The 19,503-nt window shown below is 55.7% G+C and carries 19 protein-coding genes; 11 read left to right on the forward strand and 8 right to left on the reverse strand.

Translation table 11 applies throughout. From position 1 onward, the window contains the following. Positions 1–3 precede the first annotated feature (3 nt). The gene (locus ACQYWX_RS30140) at positions 4–984 is read left to right on the forward strand and encodes a hypothetical protein (RefSeq protein WP_431687379.1); all 981 of its coding nucleotides are present in this window, start codon (positions 4–6) and stop codon (positions 982–984) included. A 24-nt stretch (positions 985–1,008) separates the two neighbouring features. Then, a complete protein-coding gene (locus ACQYWX_RS30145) occupies positions 1,009–1,494 on the forward strand; it encodes a pilin (RefSeq protein WP_431687380.1) in 486 nt (161 codons plus the stop codon). A gap of 13 nt (positions 1,495–1,507) precedes the next feature. Here ACQYWX_RS30145 and ACQYWX_RS30150 read toward each other — a convergent pair whose 3' ends face one another. Together ACQYWX_RS30150 and ACQYWX_RS30155 are read right to left on the reverse strand one after the other, a co-directional pair. Next, complete coding sequence (locus ACQYWX_RS30150) at positions 1,508–1,891, reverse strand: MmcQ/YjbR family DNA-binding protein (RefSeq protein ID WP_431687381.1); 384 nt, start codon at positions 1,889–1,891, stop codon at positions 1,508–1,510. A gap of 20 nt (positions 1,892–1,911) precedes the next feature. Beyond that, the gene (locus ACQYWX_RS30155) at positions 1,912–2,526 is read right to left on the reverse strand and encodes an FMN-binding negative transcriptional regulator (protein WP_431687382.1); all 615 of its coding nucleotides are present in this window, start codon (positions 2,524–2,526) and stop codon (positions 1,912–1,914) included. A 187-nt stretch (positions 2,527–2,713) separates the two neighbouring features. Here ACQYWX_RS30155 and ACQYWX_RS30160 point away from each other — a divergent pair, with 187 nt between their 5' ends. The 3 genes from ACQYWX_RS30160 to ACQYWX_RS30170 all read left to right on the forward strand — a co-directional run bounded on the left by ACQYWX_RS30160 (position 2,714) and on the right by ACQYWX_RS30170 (position 4,154). Next, positions 2,714–3,229 carry an N-acetyltransferase family protein gene (locus ACQYWX_RS30160; RefSeq protein ID WP_431687383.1) on the forward strand — a complete coding sequence of 172 codons (516 nt, stop codon included), beginning with the start codon at positions 2,714–2,716 and terminating at the stop codon, positions 3,227–3,229. 111 nt (positions 3,230–3,340) lie between these two features. Beyond that, positions 3,341–3,616, forward strand: a complete 276-nt coding sequence (locus tag ACQYWX_RS30165; RefSeq protein ID WP_431687384.1) for a PepSY domain-containing protein — start codon at positions 3,341–3,343, stop codon at positions 3,614–3,616. Between the two features lie 10 nt (positions 3,617–3,626). Continuing rightward, entirely contained in the window at positions 3,627–4,154 is a 528-nt protein-coding gene (locus ACQYWX_RS30170; protein WP_216736636.1) for a cytochrome b/b6 domain-containing protein, read from the forward strand. Positions 4,155–4,178: 24 nt separating this feature from the next. Here ACQYWX_RS30170 and ACQYWX_RS30175 read toward each other — a convergent pair whose 3' ends face one another. Next, positions 4,179–4,931 (reverse strand): substrate-binding periplasmic protein, encoded by a 753-nt coding sequence (locus ACQYWX_RS30175; protein WP_431687385.1) that lies wholly within the window; start codon positions 4,929–4,931, stop codon positions 4,179–4,181. Positions 4,932–5,145: 214 nt separating this feature from the next. Here ACQYWX_RS30175 and ACQYWX_RS30180 point away from each other — a divergent pair, with 214 nt between their 5' ends. Further along, entirely contained in the window at positions 5,146–6,018 is an 873-nt protein-coding gene (locus tag ACQYWX_RS30180; protein WP_216736638.1) for a MaoC/PaaZ C-terminal domain-containing protein, read from the forward strand. Positions 6,019–6,184: 166 nt separating this feature from the next. Continuing rightward, the gene (locus ACQYWX_RS30185; RefSeq protein WP_431687386.1) at positions 6,185–7,126 is read left to right on the forward strand and encodes a GGDEF domain-containing protein; all 942 of its coding nucleotides are present in this window, start codon (positions 6,185–6,187) and stop codon (positions 7,124–7,126) included. Positions 7,127–7,260: 134 nt separating this feature from the next. Here the strand turns inward: ACQYWX_RS30185 and ACQYWX_RS30190 are convergent, their stop codons facing one another. The 3 genes from ACQYWX_RS30190 to ACQYWX_RS30200 are packed head-to-tail and all read right to left on the reverse strand — an operon-like array spanning position 7,261 to position 13,168. Next, a complete protein-coding gene (locus ACQYWX_RS30190; protein ID WP_431687387.1) occupies positions 7,261–8,703 on the reverse strand; it encodes an efflux transporter outer membrane subunit in 1,443 nt (480 codons plus the stop codon). Next, positions 8,696–11,869, reverse strand: a complete 3,174-nt coding sequence (locus tag ACQYWX_RS30195) for an efflux RND transporter permease subunit (RefSeq protein ID WP_431687388.1) — start codon at positions 11,867–11,869, stop codon at positions 8,696–8,698. Before ACQYWX_RS30195 ends, ACQYWX_RS30190 begins: the two co-directional genes overlap by 8 nt. 12 nt (positions 11,870–11,881) lie before the next feature. Next, positions 11,882–13,168, reverse strand: a complete 1,287-nt coding sequence (locus ACQYWX_RS30200) for an efflux RND transporter periplasmic adaptor subunit (RefSeq protein WP_431687389.1) — start codon at positions 13,166–13,168, stop codon at positions 11,882–11,884. 178 nt (positions 13,169–13,346) lie between these two features. On the opposite strand from ACQYWX_RS30200, the gene ACQYWX_RS30205 reads away from it, so the two are divergent. After that, positions 13,347–14,336: a LysR family transcriptional regulator gene (locus ACQYWX_RS30205; protein WP_431687390.1), complete on the forward strand. Its 990-nt coding sequence runs from the start codon at positions 13,347–13,349 to the stop codon at positions 14,334–14,336. A gap of 29 nt (positions 14,337–14,365) precedes the next feature. Here the strand turns inward: ACQYWX_RS30205 and ACQYWX_RS30210 are convergent, their stop codons facing one another. Both ACQYWX_RS30210 and ACQYWX_RS30215 read right to left on the reverse strand, forming a co-directional pair. Then, positions 14,366–14,923 carry a DUF1439 domain-containing protein gene (locus ACQYWX_RS30210; RefSeq protein ID WP_127974268.1) on the reverse strand — a complete coding sequence of 186 codons (558 nt, stop codon included), beginning with the start codon at positions 14,921–14,923 and terminating at the stop codon, positions 14,366–14,368. A 93-nt stretch (positions 14,924–15,016) separates the two neighbouring features. Next, positions 15,017–15,457: a GNAT family acetyltransferase gene (locus tag ACQYWX_RS30215; protein WP_431687391.1), complete on the reverse strand. Its 441-nt coding sequence runs from the start codon at positions 15,455–15,457 to the stop codon at positions 15,017–15,019. A gap of 60 nt (positions 15,458–15,517) precedes the next feature. Between ACQYWX_RS30215 and ACQYWX_RS30220 the strand changes: the two genes are divergently transcribed. The 3 genes from ACQYWX_RS30220 (at position 15,518) to ACQYWX_RS30230 (ending at position 19,458) form a co-directional block, all read left to right on the forward strand. Then, entirely contained in the window at positions 15,518–16,063 is a 546-nt protein-coding gene (locus ACQYWX_RS30220) for a DUF1439 domain-containing protein (RefSeq protein WP_431687392.1), read from the forward strand. A 291-nt stretch (positions 16,064–16,354) separates the two neighbouring features. Beyond that, positions 16,355–17,854 carry a trypsin-like serine protease gene (locus tag ACQYWX_RS30225; protein ID WP_216736647.1) on the forward strand — a complete coding sequence of 500 codons (1,500 nt, stop codon included), beginning with the start codon at positions 16,355–16,357 and terminating at the stop codon, positions 17,852–17,854. A 350-nt stretch (positions 17,855–18,204) separates the two neighbouring features. After that, positions 18,205–19,458: an OmpP1/FadL family transporter gene (locus ACQYWX_RS30230; protein WP_431687393.1), complete on the forward strand. Its 1,254-nt coding sequence runs from the start codon at positions 18,205–18,207 to the stop codon at positions 19,456–19,458. Positions 19,459–19,503 lie beyond the last annotated feature (45 nt).

Raw genomic sequence — 19,503 nt, forward strand, 5'->3', positions numbered from 1 at the left:
ACCGTGATCCTTATTTCTTCGCCAAACTCAAATCTGAGCCAACTGTTGCGACATTTGAACCATCAGGTCCAACAAGGGCTTTCTCTGGAACAGGCGCTGGCCAGGCTGGAGCCTCTCCTGCCAGCTCACGCACAGCCTCAGATTGAACAACTGAAGAAAGTATTGCAGGGCGACGTCAGCTTACATGCGACGCCTTACCAGGACAGCCCCTTCTATGACATAAGTCGCCTCGCCGCCATTGTGCGCGCCAAAGGCGGCTCGCTACCCGGTTTTCTGGAACGCTATATCACTCACTCTCACGCCATGGAAGTCTCTTGGCGAGGCGTTTGGGACGGACTGCAAAGTCTGCTTGGCTACGTATTCGCCCTGTTAATGATCGCTATCTTTGTTTTCAGCGTCCTGCTCATCAAGGTGTTGCCTGGATTTCAGTCGTTCTATCGTGAAATGGACATGGAGCTGCCAGCATTTACGCTGGCGCTGATATCCGGCCTGGAGGCGTTTCAGTCGGTCTGGATCTTCGCATTGATCGGTTTGATTCCGTTATTTTGGATTGGATTCAAGACAGTTGGCTGTATTCGACGATTGAGGCCCATGCCGGATTTCATACAACGCCTCCCAGGCTTGTCCTCCATCGCCAAAGCCCATCTACGTTATCTCTGGCTCGCCAACGCCTATCTGCTTAACCGCTCCGGTCTGGATGCGGAAACGTCCTTACGTGAAGCGCTGCAGCTCTGTTCCAGCGCCAGCCTGGAAGAAACACTCTCACAACCGGAATACCTGGACCTGATGATCGCCCTGAAAACTGACGCGCTGGAGCAGGAGTTGGCGTATCAGTTCGAGCGACTCAACGTCGCGTACGCCGCGGCGCTGACGTCCTTCAAAACCAAATTCGTCGCAGGCGTCAGCACCCTGATCACCATACTGGTGGGAGCGGCCATCATCGCCGTCTACCTCCCTTTATTCGGCTTAGGCTCCGCTTTTTAACGGTTATTCATCAAAGGCAGAATTATGACTAACACAGCGCAAAACGGCTTCACCCTCATCGAATTAATGATCGTGGTCGCCATCATCGGCATTCTGGCGTCCGTCGCCTTGCCCACTTATCAGGTTTACGTCACGCGGGCGCAGGTCACCGAGGCGGTCACCATCGTGGGCGAACTGCGTGATCAGGTGAAAGAGTATTACAAATACAAAGGCGATTTTCCGACCGATAACGCCGCCGCAGGCATGCCTGCGCCCAACAAGTTATTGGGGAATTTTGTGAAGAACATCACTCTGGAGAACGGCGCCTTTCATGTTCAGTTGGGCAACAAGGTGAACAAAAGTCTGCAGGACAAATATCTCACCATTCGCCCCGCTATCGTGACCGGCAGCCCCGCCAGCCCAATGACCTGGTTGTGCGGACATAGCCCCGCGGTCGAGGGTATGGAGGCCGTCGGCGTCAATAAGACGGATATTGATCCGGCTTACCTGCCCTCCAACTGCCGGTTCTGAACGCCGAAAACGCTTAGGCGGGGAACAGGGTTTCCCTGCCGTAACGCAGCTCCAGCGCCTGACGCTCCGCCTTGGTGAGACCTTTAACCACCAGCGCGTAGGAATTATCTATCATCCGACCGATCTCTCCGGGCGGCACACCGCCATCCAGCGCCAGCGTATTCCAGTGTTTTTTATTCATGTGATAGCCCGGCGTGACGGAGGGGAAGATATCCCGCAACGCCAGCGCTTCCACCGGATCGCACTTCAGGTTCATGCGTCCCTCGCCGTTTTCCATGCCAAGGGTCGCGAACATTTTGCCTCTGATCTTGAACACCGCCACCTCGGGTCCAAACGGAAAATCCTCAATGGCTTCGGGTTTACTTAAAAGCGCCTGTCTGGCCGCTGCGTAGTCCATATCATCGCCTCTGATTAAAGTCAGCTATCCTGCAGCAACTGCATCTGCTGCGCGATCACCCGGGAGTTTTCGTCCGGCTGCGTCGACAGTCCGGCGATGACGCCGGCCCGATCCTGCGGGTTACGATTCTGGCTGAGTTTGAACTTGCCGTTCAAGATTTCGATATCAACGCTGAAACCGACAATGGCTTTCATCATCGCCTCCAGCCTGGCGGGCGGCACTTTGTTCATTTTCCAGGGGTTAGCGAACGCTGCTTCGTGTTTGTCGCTCAACTGCTCCAGCAGCCAGGGCAGACGTTCAGGGGGCAATAATTCCGAACGCCCCCGCGCCTCCACGCTCATGAAGTTCCAGGTAGGCACCATGCCCGTGCTTTCATACCAGTCCGGCGACACGTACGCATGCGGTCCCTGAAACAGCACCCGTGTTTCATCGGCGCCGTCCAGCTCCTTCCATTGATCGTTCTGGCGGGCCAGATGGCCATACAAACGGTTATTCTCGCGATCCAGTATAAAGGGGACTTGATTGACCTCCAGCACCCCGGCTTTCAGCGTCATTAAAACACCGAAGCTCCAACGGTCAATAAAATCCAGCATGGCGGAGCGGTCCTCCACCTTGAATGAAGCGGGCATGTACATAGTCGAAATATCCCTGACTGCACGGACTGTGGGTAATACGTCGCGCCGGCTGGCGTCTAACGCATCGGATTGAATAATATAGCGTTTTTAACCCGCGCTGACAGGGTTTGCCAGCGGGCTTTTCGAAAATAACGTTTTGCGCTATAACGGCTGGGCGTTTCACACATCTCATGGTTAAGGACCTCACATGCTTAACGCCGTCTTTGAGGATTTCCAGTTACATCCCGCACAAGAGGCGGACCTGCAAGCCGTTGTCGATATCTATAATTCCACAGTCGCTTCCAGACAAGTCACGGCGGATACTGAAGAGGTTTCCGCAGCGAGTCGCCAGGACTGGTTTTTGCGACATACCGAAGAACGTCCCTTGCTGGTGGCGGAACGAGCGGGCCAAATTCTGGGCTGGATCAGCTTCGAGCCCTATCATTCTCGTCCTGCATATCGACACACGGCGGAACTGAGCATCTATCTGGCGCCGGAGCAGCGCGGCAAAGGCATGGGCGCCCGCCTTCTGAGTCACGCGATAGCATTGGCGCCGCAACTTGGCGTGACGGCGCTCGTCGGAGTGATTTTCTCCCACAATGCGCCCAGTCTCGCCTTGTTTCGCAAGCACGGCTTTCAATGTTGGGGAGAATTACCCAATGTCGCAGAAATGGACGGCGCGCTCTACAGCGTGACGCTGATGGGCCTGTCGCTGCCTCAATAAGCCCAACAAAAAATATTTTCTTTATCGTGCATTGACTTAAGCCTACCTTAAGCTTCGCCCCTTAATCTGCTCCTTGTCGTTAAACAAGACATTCACACAAGGAACAGATTTATGAAATCAATCTCAATCGCCTTATTCGCCGCCGCTCTGAGTCTGACCGCAGCCACCGCGTTCGCAGACCCTACCTGCACCACAGAGCCCAAGTCCGCCTGGCAGGATCAGGACGTTTTCAAACAGTCGCTGCTGGACCAGGGTTACAAGATCAAGAAGTTCAAAGAGACAGACACCGGCTGCTATGAAATCTACGGCTGGAACAATCAGGGTCAGAAAGTGGAGATCTACTTCAACCCGGTTAACGGCGAAGCTGTCAAAACTGAAATAGATTAAGGAGTTTCCCATGCAAACCGTTCGTGTCTGGGACCCTCTGGTCCGCTTATTTCACTGGACGTTAGCCACAGCGTGCATTCTGAATCTGTGGGTACTGGAGGACGGAAGTTCCTGGCACGAATGGGTCGGTTATTACGCCGGAGGCGCGATTGCGATCAGAGTCTTATGGGGTTTTATAGGGACGCCCTACGCGCGCTTTCGGTCTTTTTTTCCTACGCCGACACGGCTTAAAAACTATGTAGGCGCACTCCTGTCCGGAAAGCCCACCGAAACGGTAGGCCACAATCCGATGGGCGGCCTGATGATTCTGGCGCTCATGTTCCTGGTGGCTGCGCTGGCGGTCAGCGGCTGGATGATGAGCCTCGACGCCTTTTGGGGCGAAGACTGGCTGGAGGAGATTCACGAGGGCTTGGCCAACGCATTAATGGCGCTCATGCTTATTCACATCGCTGCGGTGAGCCTGTATTCACGCTTTGGCAAAGAAAATCTTATCGCCGCCATGGTCACCGGCAAAAAGCAAATCAGCAAACCGGAATAAGCACCAGACGAAGCGTCGTCAGGATTATTGATACTTCTTCAGCAAGGCGGCGTAAGTGCCGTCTTCCAGCATATGCCGCAGGGTCTCTTCCATCAGCTTGAGCAATTCCGGATCTTTGGCCAGCGGCGATTTTCTGGAGATAATCAAATGGGCGGGGGTATCCGATGCGACTTTTGTCGGCAGCCCTTCTATCTTCTCTTCCAGGCCCAGTTCCCGCGCCATGTAGTCCACTTCCAGGGCATTACCAATCACAGCGTCGATGCGCTGCGCGGCAAGCAGACGCAGATTATGGCTCATGCTCTTCTCGATCACCTCAAAGCGTCCCCGTTTTTGCGCATGATCAAACTCAGGATTGATGGAAAAACCCAGATTCTTGCCCAGTACCTTGCCGTCCAAATCCTCCAGGCTGTAAAAAACGATAGGCCGCTCCGGGTTAACAAACACGCAATAGGTGCTCAGATGAATCGGCGGATCGAGAAAAATCGCATACGCCTCCCGCTCCGGCGTACGAAAAGCGGAGAAGCCGCCATCAATGGACCCCGCCGCCACCTCATGCAGCACTCTTTTCCAGGGATAGAGCTTGATATCGACCTTCCAGCCCAAACGACGCGCCATTTCTTCGACGATATCCACGTCCAGGCCTTTGACCTGATCGCCATCGCGCCATTCATATGGCTTGAAGTCCTCCTGTGAAGCCAGCACCAGCGACATTTCCGCCGCTGACGGCTGCATCAGTAGCGCGAGCAGCCCACTAAACACCAATACTGACAGTCTCATTTGGCCTTTTCTCCGCAATGATAATAGCGCCTTATCATCCTTTCGGCCGACCCTACCAACCCAAAAGCCTATTGTAGCTGATTCTTTTTTAATCTATTTATATAGCAACTTTACAAACGGTTACATATTTACAACAGACAACTTTATAACAGACAACCGGGATGTCACGAATGAGCGCATTCGACCACCGGCCGGCGGCGAGAAGAGAACAGTTATGCACGTAGTAAGCTACACCGAACCCCAACTCCCTGATTTACTGACGCTTTACGCAAAGACCTTGCTAAAGCGGGAGCTGACCTACACTCGCCTGCCCGAATTATGCGTTGAGGTTTTCGATATCACTCTTTGCCGCAGCCATCTGGAAAAATATCTGCACTTCTTTGAGTTTAGTCCGCAATACCGACAAACTGAACGCGCGCCCCTACCGTTTCTGTATGTTTTTACCCAAAAACCCCAGCTGACCCTGCTGACCCGGCCGGAATTCCCTCTCAAACTGCTGGGTCTGGTGCACCTGGGCGTCAAGTTTATCCAGCGTTTTCCAGTATGCGCCCAGGACCGATTGACTGTACGCGCGTATTTATCCGGTCAGGAAGAATGCGCGCATGGACAAAGCTTCACGGTGACGACGGAAATCTGGACCCGCGGTCAGGTGGCGGTGGAAATGGTCAATCATTACCTGAGCAAACGCCCTGGCAATCATCGCCCCGCCCGTAACGGACCACGCACGCCGTTTTCCGACGCGGCTCCGCAGACGACCTTCTATTTCGGCAGCGCCGATATTCGCCGTTATGCGCGACTGTCCGGCGACTTCAATCCGATCCACCTGTACCAGTGGACCGCGCGTCTGTGCGGCATGAAGAAACCGATAGTGCATGGCATGTATTCCGTCGGCAAAATCATGGGCTATCTGAGCAATCAGAATGAACGTGAGATTCGCCAGGCGTCCTTTAAGTTCACCCGTCCCGTCTACGTGCCCAATGACTTATCCTTGTGGACCCACGCTTTCGATAATCGCACCATGGTGACCCTGGGCAGCCGCTCCAACGCCCCCAGCGTCTCCGCCGAGATCGAATACAAGCTGGGCTGAACCTGCTCCGCCGCGTCCTGCGGCGGAATAATCCTGAAAAGTATGCTACTTAATTAATAGGCGTTATTTTTGATGCGCCGCATTGCGTCGCGCCGGCATCAACGGCGGAAAGCGCGCAAGGCCTTATTCCAACTTATTTTTTGCACCCGCTGTGGAGCCTTTATTCATGTCCAGCGAAGTCAACGATCTGGCGCATACGCTGTTCGCTTTTATAGAAAGCAGCGACGAAGCTTACGCCCTCTTCAACGACCAGGATCTTCTTGAGTACTGCAACGCCGCTTTCGCCCGGCTTTTCAATGCTGAATGCGACTTTCTCGCCGGTTTCAGCTTTCGTCGTCTGGCGGAACGTTGCTACGACACCCGGCAAGGGATTCACATTGAGTCCGACGATCTTGAGGGGTGGTTGCGATACGCACAGGAATTACGTCGCACGCGCCAGTTCCGCAGCTATGAGGTGGAGATCAGCGGCGGTCGCTGGTTCTTATTCTCGGAACAGATCGACAAACAGGGCCGCATGCTGGTGCGCGCCCGCGATCTCACCGCGCAGAAGCAACTGGAAGGCCGCATCAATCACGCCAACCAGAAGTTACGCCATATGGCGATGACGGATGAACTCACGCATGTCTCCAACTATCGCGGCTTTTTCGAAGCGGCGGAAGCGGAGGCGAATCGCTGCTGGCGCACCGGTGCGCCCATGACGCTGATGCTGCTGGACATGGACCATTTCACAAAGGTCAACGACAACTATGGCTATCCGGTGGGTGACGCAATATTGCGCCGCATCGCGGAAATGACCCGGGACGCGTTGCGTGAATACGATGTGTTTGGACGTATCGCCGGCGAAGAATTCGCCATTTTCCTCAGTCAGGCCAATGATAAGGTCGGCATGCAGATCGCTGGACGCCTCATCGAATCCATAGCCGACATGGTTTTCACCGGGCCCGAGGATGGCGATCCGGAAGTACGCGTCACCGCGTCTATCGGGCTGTGTATCGGAGAGTGCGATACGCCGTTCGAGCAGCTTTTCAAACAAGCGGAAGTGGCCTTGCAGCAGGCCAAAGATCAAGGCAGGAATCGTGTGGAGGTGTTCCACATGAAAAAAAACTGATAGTGGTTTTCCAGAATTAGAAAAAGGATCTGCGACCATCCGCCGTCAGTGTCGTGCTCCTTGCGCTTGTCATGAGATCGCAAAAAGGACCGCAAAGCGCGCGACGACATCAGATGGCCGCAGAAAACAGGGGGCTAGCCTCGTGTGAACGCCTCCGAGCCGGTCGCGGCGACATTATCCGCCGGCGCTTCCCAGCCGCCGCCCAAAGAGCGGTAAATTTCCACAACGCCTTTCATGATATCCGTCTCCGCCTGCATGGCTGCGTCTTCCGCCGCCAGACGGGTGCGCTCCGTGTCCAGCAACACCAGCAGGTCGATAAAGCCTTCCTTGTATTGCGCCTGGGCGATTTCCTGAGCCCGCGCGCTGCTCTCCACCTGCGCCTGCAAGTGCAGATAACGCTGTTGGCTCTGATGATAATTAACAAAGCTGAGCTGTGCGTCTTCCAAAGCCCTCAGCACTGTCTGTTGATAGTCTTCCAAAGCCGCTTCGTTCTGCGCCTCGGCCACTCGCACCCGCGCCTTCAGGGAAGCCCAATCCAGCACCGCCCAGTTCAGGCTGGGCGCCACGGACCAAGCGCCGGAGGAGGATTTCAGCAGTTCACTGCCGGAGCCGGAAATAAAGCCCAGGAAACCCGTCATCTCCACCTTGGGAAACAGGTCCGCCGTCGCCACGCCAACTCGGGCGGTGGCCGACGCCAAACGCCGTTCAGCGACGCGCACGTCAGGACGGCGACGCAACAAGGTCGCGGGGTCGCCAATAGCCAGCGCCGTGGCCACCTGGGGAATGGGCTGATAACTCAAGTCCATCGCCAGCTTGCCGGGCTCGGAGCCAGTCAGCACCGCCAGCCGATATTCATCACGGGCGATACGCGCCTCTAATGGAGCCAGAGTGGCTTGAGCGCCGGCATACTGCGCCTTACTACGCACCACATCCAGCTCTGCGCCGACGCCCGTCTTGTACTTGGCTTCCGTCAGATCCACGACGGATTTCAGATTCTCCAGATTGCGCTGCGCCACTTGAATCTGCGCCTGGGCGCCGCGCAAGTCCGCGTAGACGCGGACGACTTCGGCGATGATCTCCACCTGCACATTGCGTAACGCCGCGTCGCTGGACAGCGCTTCCGCCTCCGCCGCTTCGATCAACCGCGTCACGCGGCCGAAGAAGTCCAGATTCCAGCTCAGGTTGCCTCCAGCGGAATACTGCTCCACCTTGGCCGCGTCAGAGAAAGTCGGCGCCGACTTGGCGCGCGAAGCGCTGTATTCGGCGCCCACGCCGCCTTTCGGAAAGCGGTCGTCGCGACTGTCGTCAAAGGCAGCGTATGCCGCCTTCACATTGGCCCGCGCCTTGGCGATGTCATGGTTGTCAGCAAGGGCGAGATCCACCAGTTTCTCAATACGGGGATCGTTGAATTGTCCCCACCAGTTTTCCTCCATACGCTGGAAGTCGAACTGCTGCTGATTAAACGTCTGCAATTGCGCCGCAGGCTGTTCCGGAGCCTGATAATCAGGCCCCACTGTCATGCATCCCGCCATAGCCAGAGTCAGCGCGGAGACCAGGAAAAACTTCGCCTTACGCATGAGCCGCCTCCCCTTGCGCTGCGTCCTGTGGATCGCGCTTTTTCACCCAGCGACGAATCAGGTGATAGAACAACGGCGTCAGCAACAATCCAAAGATCGTTACCCCGATCATGCCGGAGAACACCGCAACGCCCATGGCGTGACGCATTTCCGCGCCAGCGCCGCTGGAGTACACCAATGGAGCCACGCCCATGATGAACGCCAGAGACGTCATCAGAATCGGACGCAGACGCAGGCGACAGGCTTCCAGAATGGCGTCCATCAGACTGAGACCCGCATCCTGACGCTCCTTGGCGAACTCCACGATCAGAATCGCGTTTTTGGTCGCCAGTCCCACCAGCACGATAAGTCCAATCTGGGTGAAGATATTGTTATCGCCGCCGGACAGAATCACCCCGGTCATGGCTGACAACAACGTCATCGGTACGATCAGAATAATCGCCAATGGCAACGACCAGCTTTCGTACTGCGCCGCCAGCACCAGGAAGACCAGCAGAACAACCAGCGGGAAGACGAATATTGCCGTGTTGCCCGCCAGAATCTGCTGATAGGTCAGCTCGGTCCACTCAAAGGTCATGCCGTTGGGCAACTCGTCTTTGAGCAGCTTTTCAATCGCCGCCTGGGCCTGACCGGAGCTGTAGCCCGGCGCCGGCGCGCCATTGATTTCCGCGGTGGGGTATCCGTTGTAGTGCATGACCCGATCCGGACCCGCCGTATGAGTGACGTTCACAAAGGAACCGATAGGAATCATGTCGCCCTGGCCGTTGCGCACTTTCAAGCGGCTGATCTGATCCGCTTCCTGACGGAAGTCATCCTCCGCCTGCACATTCACCTGATAGGTGCGACCGAACTGGTTGTAGTCGTTCACATACAGCGAGCCCATGTAGACCTGCATGGTTTCGAACACGTCGTTCAGAGACACGTTGTGCGACTTGGCTTTCTCGCGATCCACGTCTACGTCGATCTGCGGCACATTGACCTGGAAGCTGCTGAACAGGCCAGTCAGTCCAGGAGTCGCCCAGGCTTTCTGCACGATATTCTGGGTTTGCGCATACAGCTCGTTGTAGCCCATGCTGGCGCGATCTTCGACCTGCAGGCGGAAACCGCCGATGGTGCCCAGCCCCATGACCGGAGGCGGCGGGAATATCGCCACAAAAGCTTCCTTGATGGCGCTGTATTCGCCGTTCAACTGTCCTGCGATAGCGCCTGCGGACAGAGAGGGGTCCTTACGTTCTTCGAAGGGCTTCAGCGTCACGAATACGATGCCGCTGTTAGGGGCGTTCACAAAACCGTTCACGGACAAACCAGGGAACGCGACAGCGGATTCCACGCCGGGATGCTTCAGCGCGATGGCGGACATTTCCCGAATCACGTCTTCCGTACGATCCAGCGAGGCCGCGTCCGGCAACTGCGCGAAGGACACCAGATACTGCTTGTCCTGCTGCGGCACGAAGCCCACGGGCGTGGTCTGGAACTGATGATAGGTCAGGCCGATCAGACCGCCGTACACCACCAGGATCACCAGGCCGCCACGAATGATGCGCTTCACGCCCCAGGTATAGGCATTGGAGGCCTTCGCAAAGAACTTGTTGAAAGGCGCGAACAACCAGCGTCCAAGCAGGCCGTCGATCATGCGGCTCAGCAGATCTTTCTTGGCGCCATGCGGCTTCAGCAGCACTGCAGATAACGCCGGACTCAGGGTCAGGGAGTTGATGGTCGAAATGATCGTGGAAATCGCAATGGTCAACGCAAACTGTTTATAAAACTGGCCGGTCAATCCAGAAATAAACGCAGTAGGAATAAACACCGCGCTCAACACCAGAGAGGTTGCGATAATCGGACCGGTCACTTCTTTCATGGCCTGCTTGGTGGCGTCCACCGGCGTCATGCCCAGCTCGATATTACGCTCGACGTTTTCCACTACCACGATGGCGTCATCCACCACGATGCCGATGGCCAACACCAGTCCAAACAAGGACAGCGCGTTCAGAGAGAAACCGAACAGATACATCACTGCAAAGGTGCCCACCAGGGATACCGGCACCGCCACCAATGGGATAATCGAGGCGCGCCAGGTCTGCAGGAACAACACCACAACGATAACCACCAGCAGAATGGCTTCCAGCAGGGTTTGCACCACCGCTTTGATGGAGCCTTTTACGAAAACCGTAGGATCGTAAACGATGGAGTAGTCCACGCCTTCCGGAAACGACTTCTTCAATTCCGCCATGGTGGCGCGCACGTTGTCGGAAATCTCAATGGCGTTGGAGCCAGGGCGCTGGAATATCGGCAACGCCGCAGCGGGCTTGTTGTTCAGCAAAGAGCGCAATGCATAGGTGCTGGAACCCAGCTCCACGCGGCCGACGTCTTTCAAACGGGTCATTTCCCCATTCGGGCCGACGCGGACAATGATGTTTTCAAACTCTTCCGTGGATTCCAGGCGGCCTTTCACGTTGATCAGCAACTGGAAATCACTGGCGCTGGGAGATGGCGGAGCCGCCAGGGTGCCCGCCGCCACCGCGCGGTTCTGTTCACGAATGGCTTGCAGCACGTCGCTGGTGGTCAGATTCAACGCAGCCACTTTTTCCGGGTCCAGCCAGATGCGCAGAGAGTAATCTCCGGCGCCGAACACACGTACTGCGCCCACGCCTTCAATCCGCGACAGCGCGTCTTTCACGTTCAAGGTGGCGTAGTTCGCCAGGTAGAGCGTGTCATAACGGTTATCCGGCGACACCATGTGCACAACCATGGTCAGGTCCGGCGAGGATTTCTCCGTCGTCACGCCTAGACGCTGTACTTCATTGGGCAGGCGCGGCAAAGCGCGGCTGACGCGGTTCTGCACGTCCACCTGCGCTTCGTCCAGGTCTGTGCCCAAGGCGAAGGTCACCGTCAATGCCATGCGGCCGTCAGAAGACGCCTGGGAAGACATATAGAGCATGTTCTCCACGCCGTTGATCTCTTGCTCCAACGGCGAGGCGACAGTTTCAGCGATCACCTTGGGGTTGGCGCCGGGATAGGTGGCGTTCACCACCACCGTGGGCGGAACCACTTCGGGATATTCCGTAATAGGCAGCTCGAACACCGCCAATGCGCCGGCGATAAATATCATTATCGACAACACGCCGGCCAATATGGGCCGATGGATGAAATATTGCGACAGATTCATAACTGCTTACCTTTAGCCGCGAGGCTGTTCCAGTGCGGCGTTGGGAGAGGCTTTCGCCGGGGCGGCCGCTTGCGCCGCTTCCAGACGGGCCTGCTCCGTCAAATATTTTTCCACGATCTGTTGTTGCGCGTAGAAACGCTCCAGCGCAGCGGGCTCCGCCATGGCGGTTTCCTGCGGCGTCACTTCAGCACCGGGACGCACCCGTTGCAGCCCATTCACCACGATTTTCTCGCCAGGTTGCAGCCCCTTGCGGATCAGACGCAGGCCATCCACTTTCGGGCCCAGCTCCACCGGACGGTAGGTCACCTTGTTATCTTCGCCGAGCACCAGCACGAATTTGTTGCTCAGGTCCGTATTGATGGCGCGATCGTTGATCAAGATGCCTTCATGACGGCCACTGGCGATAATTCTGACGCGAGCGAACAGACCCGGCGTGAATTCATCGTTCTGGTTATCGAACACCGCCCGTCCACGAATAGTTCCAGTCTCCGGATTTACCCGGTTATCCAGGAAGTCGATGTAGCCGGTATGAGAATAGTCCTGCTCGTTCGCCAGACTCATCAGCGCAGGGTTATCGCCGTCACGGGCGCTGGGACGATCACCCCGGGCGACCTGATCGCGGTATTTCAGATACGTGCGCTCATCAGCGTCGAAATAGGCGTAAACCTTGTCCGTAGACACCAATGTTGTCAGCAGGCTCTGACCAGCCTGCACATAGTTGCCTTCAGTAATCACAGCGCGGGAGACGCGACCGGATATTGGCGCCGTCACTTTGGTGAAGCTCAGATTCAACTTGGCCGATTCAAGCGCAGCCCGAGTAGACTGCACCTGGGCGCGAGCCTGACTCAACTGGCTCTCGCGGCTGTCCACCTGCTCTACGGAAATCGCGTTCTGTTTTTTCAGGCTTTGCGCCCGCTTCATGTCGCGATCGGCAAGTTCCAGGCGCGCCTCGGCGCTGGCCAGGTCAGCGTTCAAGCGATTCACTTCCGCCTGAAAAGAGCGAGGATCGATTTCAAACAGCAGATCGCCTTTGTTGACTTGCGCGCCTTCTTCGAAGGTCACCTTATCGATGTAACCTGACACCCGCGGGCGCAACTCAACTGTTTGCGTCGCCTCCAGGCGACCGGTGAATTCGTCCCATTCCGTAACGGGCTCGTTCAGCACGGTGGCGACGTCCACCATTGGCGGCGCCATAGCGTGGCCTTGCTGTTGTGGAGGTTCAGCGGGCTGGCAGGCGCTCAACAGGACTGCCGCCGACACTGCCGCTCCGTATAGAATGAGAAATCTGGAAAATTTCATGACAAGCTCCTTTGACTGACAGGCGCACAATAACCGGCCTCTACTGACAACCTGCTGTCAGTAGCTCCGTTAGCGCCTCAGGTTTTTTGCGATGCTTGCATTCTGTTCGCAATCATTGATATCGTCTAATTTATATTTGATATTCGATACATCATTAATTTTTATATGAAGGCTCGATATGCGTAATATAGATTTGAATTTGCTCGTTATTTTCGACGCCATCATGACCGAGAATTCCATTAGCGGCGCGGCGGAGCGGCTTTCCATGACCCAGCCCGCGGTGTCCAATGCGGTGGCGCGTATGCGTCAGGTCTGGAACGATCCCTTGTTCGTGAAAAACGGGCGCGGCATCCAGCCCACCACCCACGCGCTCAGTCTATGGCACCAGGTGAGCGGCCCATTGATTCAACTGAAGGACGCCGTCAACCCGCAGGATTTCGACCCATCGTCGACTCGCAGACGCTTCCGCGTGGGCATGAGCGACATCACGACAGATCTGATCTGGCTGCCCATGCGCAGAATGGTGGAGACGGAAGCGCCGAACATTGATCTGCATGCGGTTCCCGCCAACGGCAATAACTCGGAAAGTATCCTGACCAACGGTGAAGTGGATATTATCGTGGGCGTGATGCAGGAGTTCCGCACTTCGTTCCGCAACGATTTTCTGTTTGAGAGCGATTATGTGTGCGCCATGCGCAAAGACCATCCATTGGCGGCAGAACCGCTGACCCTAGAGAAATATCTGAAGGCGGATCATTTGCTGGTGTCTTTAACAGGAGAAGCCACCGGTTTCGTCGATATTACGCTCAGTCAGCAGGGGTTGAGTCGTCGCGTGGCGATGACGGTGAATCATTTCGCCTCTGTGCCGGCGCTGTTGGAAGGCAGCGACCTGATTTCCGTCGTTCCCAATATGGTGATCGCCAAAGGCGCCAAATGCGGATCACTGCATGTCACCAAGCCGCCTCTGGAGATACGCCCCACCCCCGTGTCCATGATCTGGCACGCCCGCCATGATCGTGATCCCGGGGTGCTGTGGTTGAGAGAGAAGATCAAGTTTTTCACTATCGCCGAGTGGCTTAAATACCTGCCAAGCTGTTGTCCGCAGGTGTGTCATTTACATCAATGGAATGATGTCGAGGCGGAAGGGGAAACAGCCATCATGGACTGACCGCCATGGGCGGCCAGTCCGTCGGGAAATTACTTGTCGGAAGGTACGAACACCAGTTTGCCCGGCGCCACTTTCAAATCCATATTGGTCAGAGACATGAACTGTCCCGCCAAGTTAGCGTCATCCAAGCGGTACACTGGCATGGTCTCCAGCATTTGCGCCAGGAAGCGCATGGCGTTGTCCGTCACAGGCTTGAAATCGCCCTTGAAGTAAGGAGAGTCGATACGGCTGTCCAGCAAGCGCAGGCGACGGATATACACTGCTTTCTCCTGGCTGTTGTAATAGGGCGCGCCCTCTACTTTCAGGAAAACGCCCACCGGCAGTTTCGCCATCAGCGCGTTGACCGCGACTTCTCCGTTCAGCTCCAACACCGCTACATCACGGCCTTCCGGCCCCAGGGTGACATCCACTTTATCCAGCGCCAATGACAGTGGCGATCCGGATTCCAGTTGCTGGCGGTCATAGCGACTCACCTGCTCCTGCATGTAACTTTCCAGTGTGGCCTCGCTGATGCTGAAAGGCGATAACGCCGCACAACCACTCAACAGAGACATCAAAACCAATATCGGTAAAAACAGTTTTTTCATGTGGATTATTTCCAGAGTTCTTTGTCGTCCATCCTGCAATATGCCGACGCGGGGAGCAATAGCGTATATCCGCGTCATCCGCAGGGCGATGAATCAGTCCGGGATCAACCGCTTGCCCATGCTGATGGACTGATCCTCCAAATAGCCCAGGGCAGTATAAAACCCGATGGCGGCCAGATTATCCTTACGAATCTGTAAGTTTATTTTCGGACACCCCAGCGCCAGCAAACGCCTCTGCAGCTCATCCATCAATGCGCGCCCCCAGCCCGAACCCTGATGTTGAGGGTCCACCGCCAGGTAATTCACCCAGCCGCGATGCCCCTCGTAGCCGCCCATTACCGTCGCCGCCGGATGTCCACGCCACTCTCCCACCAGAAATAAATCAGGATCGACTTTAAGTTTGCGATGAATATCCTTGCGCGGATCGTTCCAGGGGCGCACCAAGTCGCATTTTTCCCATAAAACGACGACCTCGTCCTCATCTTTCAACTGGAAAGTTCTTATTATCAGTTCAGACTCATTACTGGTTACCATGATCAAACGTCTCCGCCGGGGATTGAACATGGCGCTTAAAACAACATAATCAGCAGCGGTATGCAAAATTTAAGGCTCGCGTGGACTTATAAAATCAGTCGCAGCATCGTCAGAGCGCTGGCTTACAGGCTGGCGCTGACCGAGCTGGATTTGCAGCGCTATCTCACCGCGCACTTCCCTATTGAAACCAGAAAATACCTGTTGGGAGTCAGGCTGCATGATCCCTGGGTGCGCCTGGACGACGCCCGCAATCGCATCGCCGTGGGAGCGAAGGTGGAACTGCAACTTCCCGGCGGCTTTATCTCCACTGGCGTCGTGGAGATGGAGGGCGTTCTCTCCTACTCGTCGCAGGAAGGCGCGTTTTATCTCTTCGACCCGCAAATCACCGACCTACAGCTACATCCCATCCCCGGCCGCTACCTTAAGCCAGCCCGCGCCGCCGTGCGTATTGCGCTATCCCGTTATGTCGCCGGCGCTCCGGTTTTCCAATTCCGCGTGGACAGCCTTCGCCACCGACTGGCGCGCGCTCTGGTGAAGAACGTCGAGGTGCGTCGCGGCAAGCTGCGCGTGCGCTTTCGGGCCTCACGACAAAACTACGAGACCTGAGTCAGCGGCGCCTAGGCTATACAGGTGATACATAGTCTCAAATTCACCGCTATATTGATTTGCAGGCCAAGCCGATAAGACCCTGACATAGACCCCTGAACCTAAGACATTCGACCGAATTGAAGGCATTCAGAGGTGGATGTATGGTTTATTATCTGAACACCAATAAATATAAAGGAGCCGCGGGAGCGCAGTCCCCTCTCGCCTTGGTGCACAGCCGACGGGGAGCAATCAGTACAACTAAGAAAAAGCTCTCTTTAATTAAAACAATCTCATGCAATGGAATCGACAATGAAACTGTGCAAAAAACCCCTGCTAGTAGGGATGATGACCGGACTGACGTTCGCCGCCAATGTCTACGCCAGCGGTCCCGACAATATTGAATCCTACCGTAGCATTACCGCGAAAATCGTGGGCGGAGAAGAAGCGTCTGAAGGCGAATTCCCGTTCATGGTGTACCTGCAGTACAACGGCGGACAATGGTGCGGCGCATCCGTAGTCAGCGACTACTATGTCCTCACCGCCGCTCACTGTACATCCGGACGCTCCGCCAGCAGCTTCAAGGCGGTTGTTGGTCTGCATCGTCAGAATGACATGAGCGACGCCCAGGTCATTCAGGTGACGGAAGTCATCAACCACCCGGGCTATAACTCCAACACCATGCAAAACGATATTGCGTTGTTGAAAGTCGCGCAAAAAATCGACGAGAAATACACCCGCATCACATTGGGCGCGCCCAACGATATCTATGACGGCCTCATGACCACAGTCATCGGCTGGGGAGATACGTCCGAAGGCGGCAATTCTCCCAACGCTCTGCAGAAAGTAGACGTGCCGGTCGTGTCTCTGGATGAGTGTCGCAGCGCCTACGGCAGCAGCAATATCCATGACCATAACGTCTGCGCAGGCCTCAAACAAGGCGGCAAAGATTCCTGTCAGGGCGACTCCGGCGGTCCGTTGTTCATCAACCAGGCGGGCGAATTCCGGCAATTGGGCGTCGTCAGCTGGGGCGATGGCTGCGCGCGGCCGAACAAGTATGGCGTCTATACGGCGGTGCCCAGCTTCGCCAGCTGGATCAACACTCATACCGGCGGAGATGACGGTGGTGACGACGGCGGCGATGATGGCGGAGATAACGGCGACGCCACCAGCCTGAGCAACGGCAAAGCCCTGACGGATCTGAGCGGCTCCGCCGGCAGCTCGAAATACTATGTGCTGGATGTGCCTGCTGGCGCCAGCGACATTTCCTTCAAGATTGCAGGCGGCTCAGGCGACGCCGACCTCTATGTAAAGGCGGGCGAGAAGCCGACTTCCTCCAGCTATGACTGCCGTCCCTACAAAAACGGCAATGATGAAACCTGCTCCGATCTGCCTGTTAAGCCCGGCAAATACTACGTCATGCTGCAGGGCTACAGCGCCTACAGCGGACTGAGCCTGACCGGTTCATACAGCGGCGGCGGTGATGACGGCGGAGACAACGGAGACGGCAGCGAAGGCAATGGCGTTGAAAGTGGTCTGAGCGGCGGTTCTGGCGAATGGCTGCATTTCAGCGACGTCATCCCAGAAGGCGTATCCACACTAACCGTTAAGATTTCCGGTGGCAGCGGCGATGCGGACCTGTACGTGCGCAAGGGCAGACAGCCCAGCGGCAGTCGTTTCCAGTGTCGTCCTTATAAAGACGGCAACAACGAGTCCTGCGACATTCCTAACCCTTCAGCCGGCGAATGGTTTATGAGCCTTCGCGGTTACACCGATTTCAGCGGCGTCACCCTGGAGTGGACCTCTCAATAATCTCTCTCAGGCGGCGCCCAAACGCCGCCTTTTCTCCTCCATCTCTCATGTTAGCGCCCTGTTCCGATACGCAAGTTTGCGGGAAGAGTGCGGCCGTCCGCCCCTGCATCGCCACGTTTTAGGTAGTTCAAAAGGCGTAGTTAATAAAAATTAACAAAATTAATGTTTTAGCAAAACCCAGCAACCACGCGCCCTCTCGGGCAGCACGCCTAAAAAACAAACAGCCACGGTAATTTACGCCAATTGGCGGAAGCGGGCCTCACGCCTACCCTGTATCCTCTCTTTTCAAGAGACGGGTAAATCGCCCGTTACACGACATCGTAAAAAATCTAAAAAAAGCGTGGAAATTGATGAAGCACTTTCAAGATAAAGTAGTTAGATCTCTAGTGACTGGCGCAGCGCTGGCGCTGAGTAATTCCGCCCTGGCGGCAGGTTTCCAACTTGTGGAGCACAGCGCGTCAGGTATGGGCCGGGCATACGCCGGCGAAGCAGCAATCGCCGATGACGCCAGTGTACTGGCGGCCAACCCGGCGGCAATGTCGCTGATCGAAAAAACCACATTCAGCGGCGCATTGAGTTATATCGATCCTAACGTTGAGGTTGATGGTGAAAGAAGCTTCACAGCATTCCCTCTACCCTCTCGCGATGCAGGCAAGGACAGTGCGGCGCCTAGCGCTTTAGTCCCTGCAGTTTATTTCGTTCACCCTCTTAATGATCAAGTAACTGTTGGTATCGGCGCATTCTCAAATTTCGGATTGGAGACTGATTACGGTGACAGTTTTGGCGCTAGCGATATCGCCAATAAAACCAGCATCACCACCGTCAATATCAATCCCAGCATCGCTTACAAGCTGAGCGACCAATTCAGCCTGGGCTTTGGTATTAACTACGTAAAAGCCGAGGCGGAGCTTTTATCTACTGTTCCTGATGGGGTTCCTGGATTGGCTCGAGCCAAAAACGTAGACCTTTCCGGCGACGGCGATGCTTGGGGCTGGAATGCAGGCGTACTTTGGAACCTCAGCCAGAATACCCGCTTGGGCCTGGCGTATCGCTCCAAGCTGTCCATCAAACTGGAAGGTGACATTAAGTCCGACACAATCCTCGCATTTAACGACAGCGGTTCGTTAACTGTAGATTTGCCCGACATTACTGAGCTGTCTCTGTTCCAACGTATAAACGACCAGTTCGCCGTTCACGCCAGCGTCACTTACATGGGCTGGGAGAACTTCGATAACCTGGAAGTTAAACTGAACAGCGGTGTTGACAAGGTACTGAAAGAAGAAAACTGGGACGATTCCATCCGCTATGCCCTCGGCGCAACTTATGATGTCGATAGCAACCTGACTTTGAGAGCAGGTCTGGCCCTCGACGAAACGCCTGTGGCGGAAGAGAATCGCAGCCTGAGCATCCCTGATGCAGACCGTATGTGGTACAGCATCGGAGCGACCTACAGAGTTAATGCTAATCTTAGCGTAGACGCAGGTTATACCCATCTGAACGGCGACAAGGTTTACCTGTCTGAAGAGTCCACTTTAGGTGAGTTCAACGGCTCCTCCGAAGGCGACGCCAACCTGTATTCCGTACAGTTGAACTGGGTATTGTAATCCCTTCCTTCAAAGCGCCTGTCTCACAGGCGCTTTACCTCTTTC

This window comes from Hahella sp. NBU794 (assembly GCF_050749805.1).
Classification (GTDB): domain Bacteria; phylum Pseudomonadota; class Gammaproteobacteria; order Pseudomonadales; family Oleiphilaceae; genus Hahella.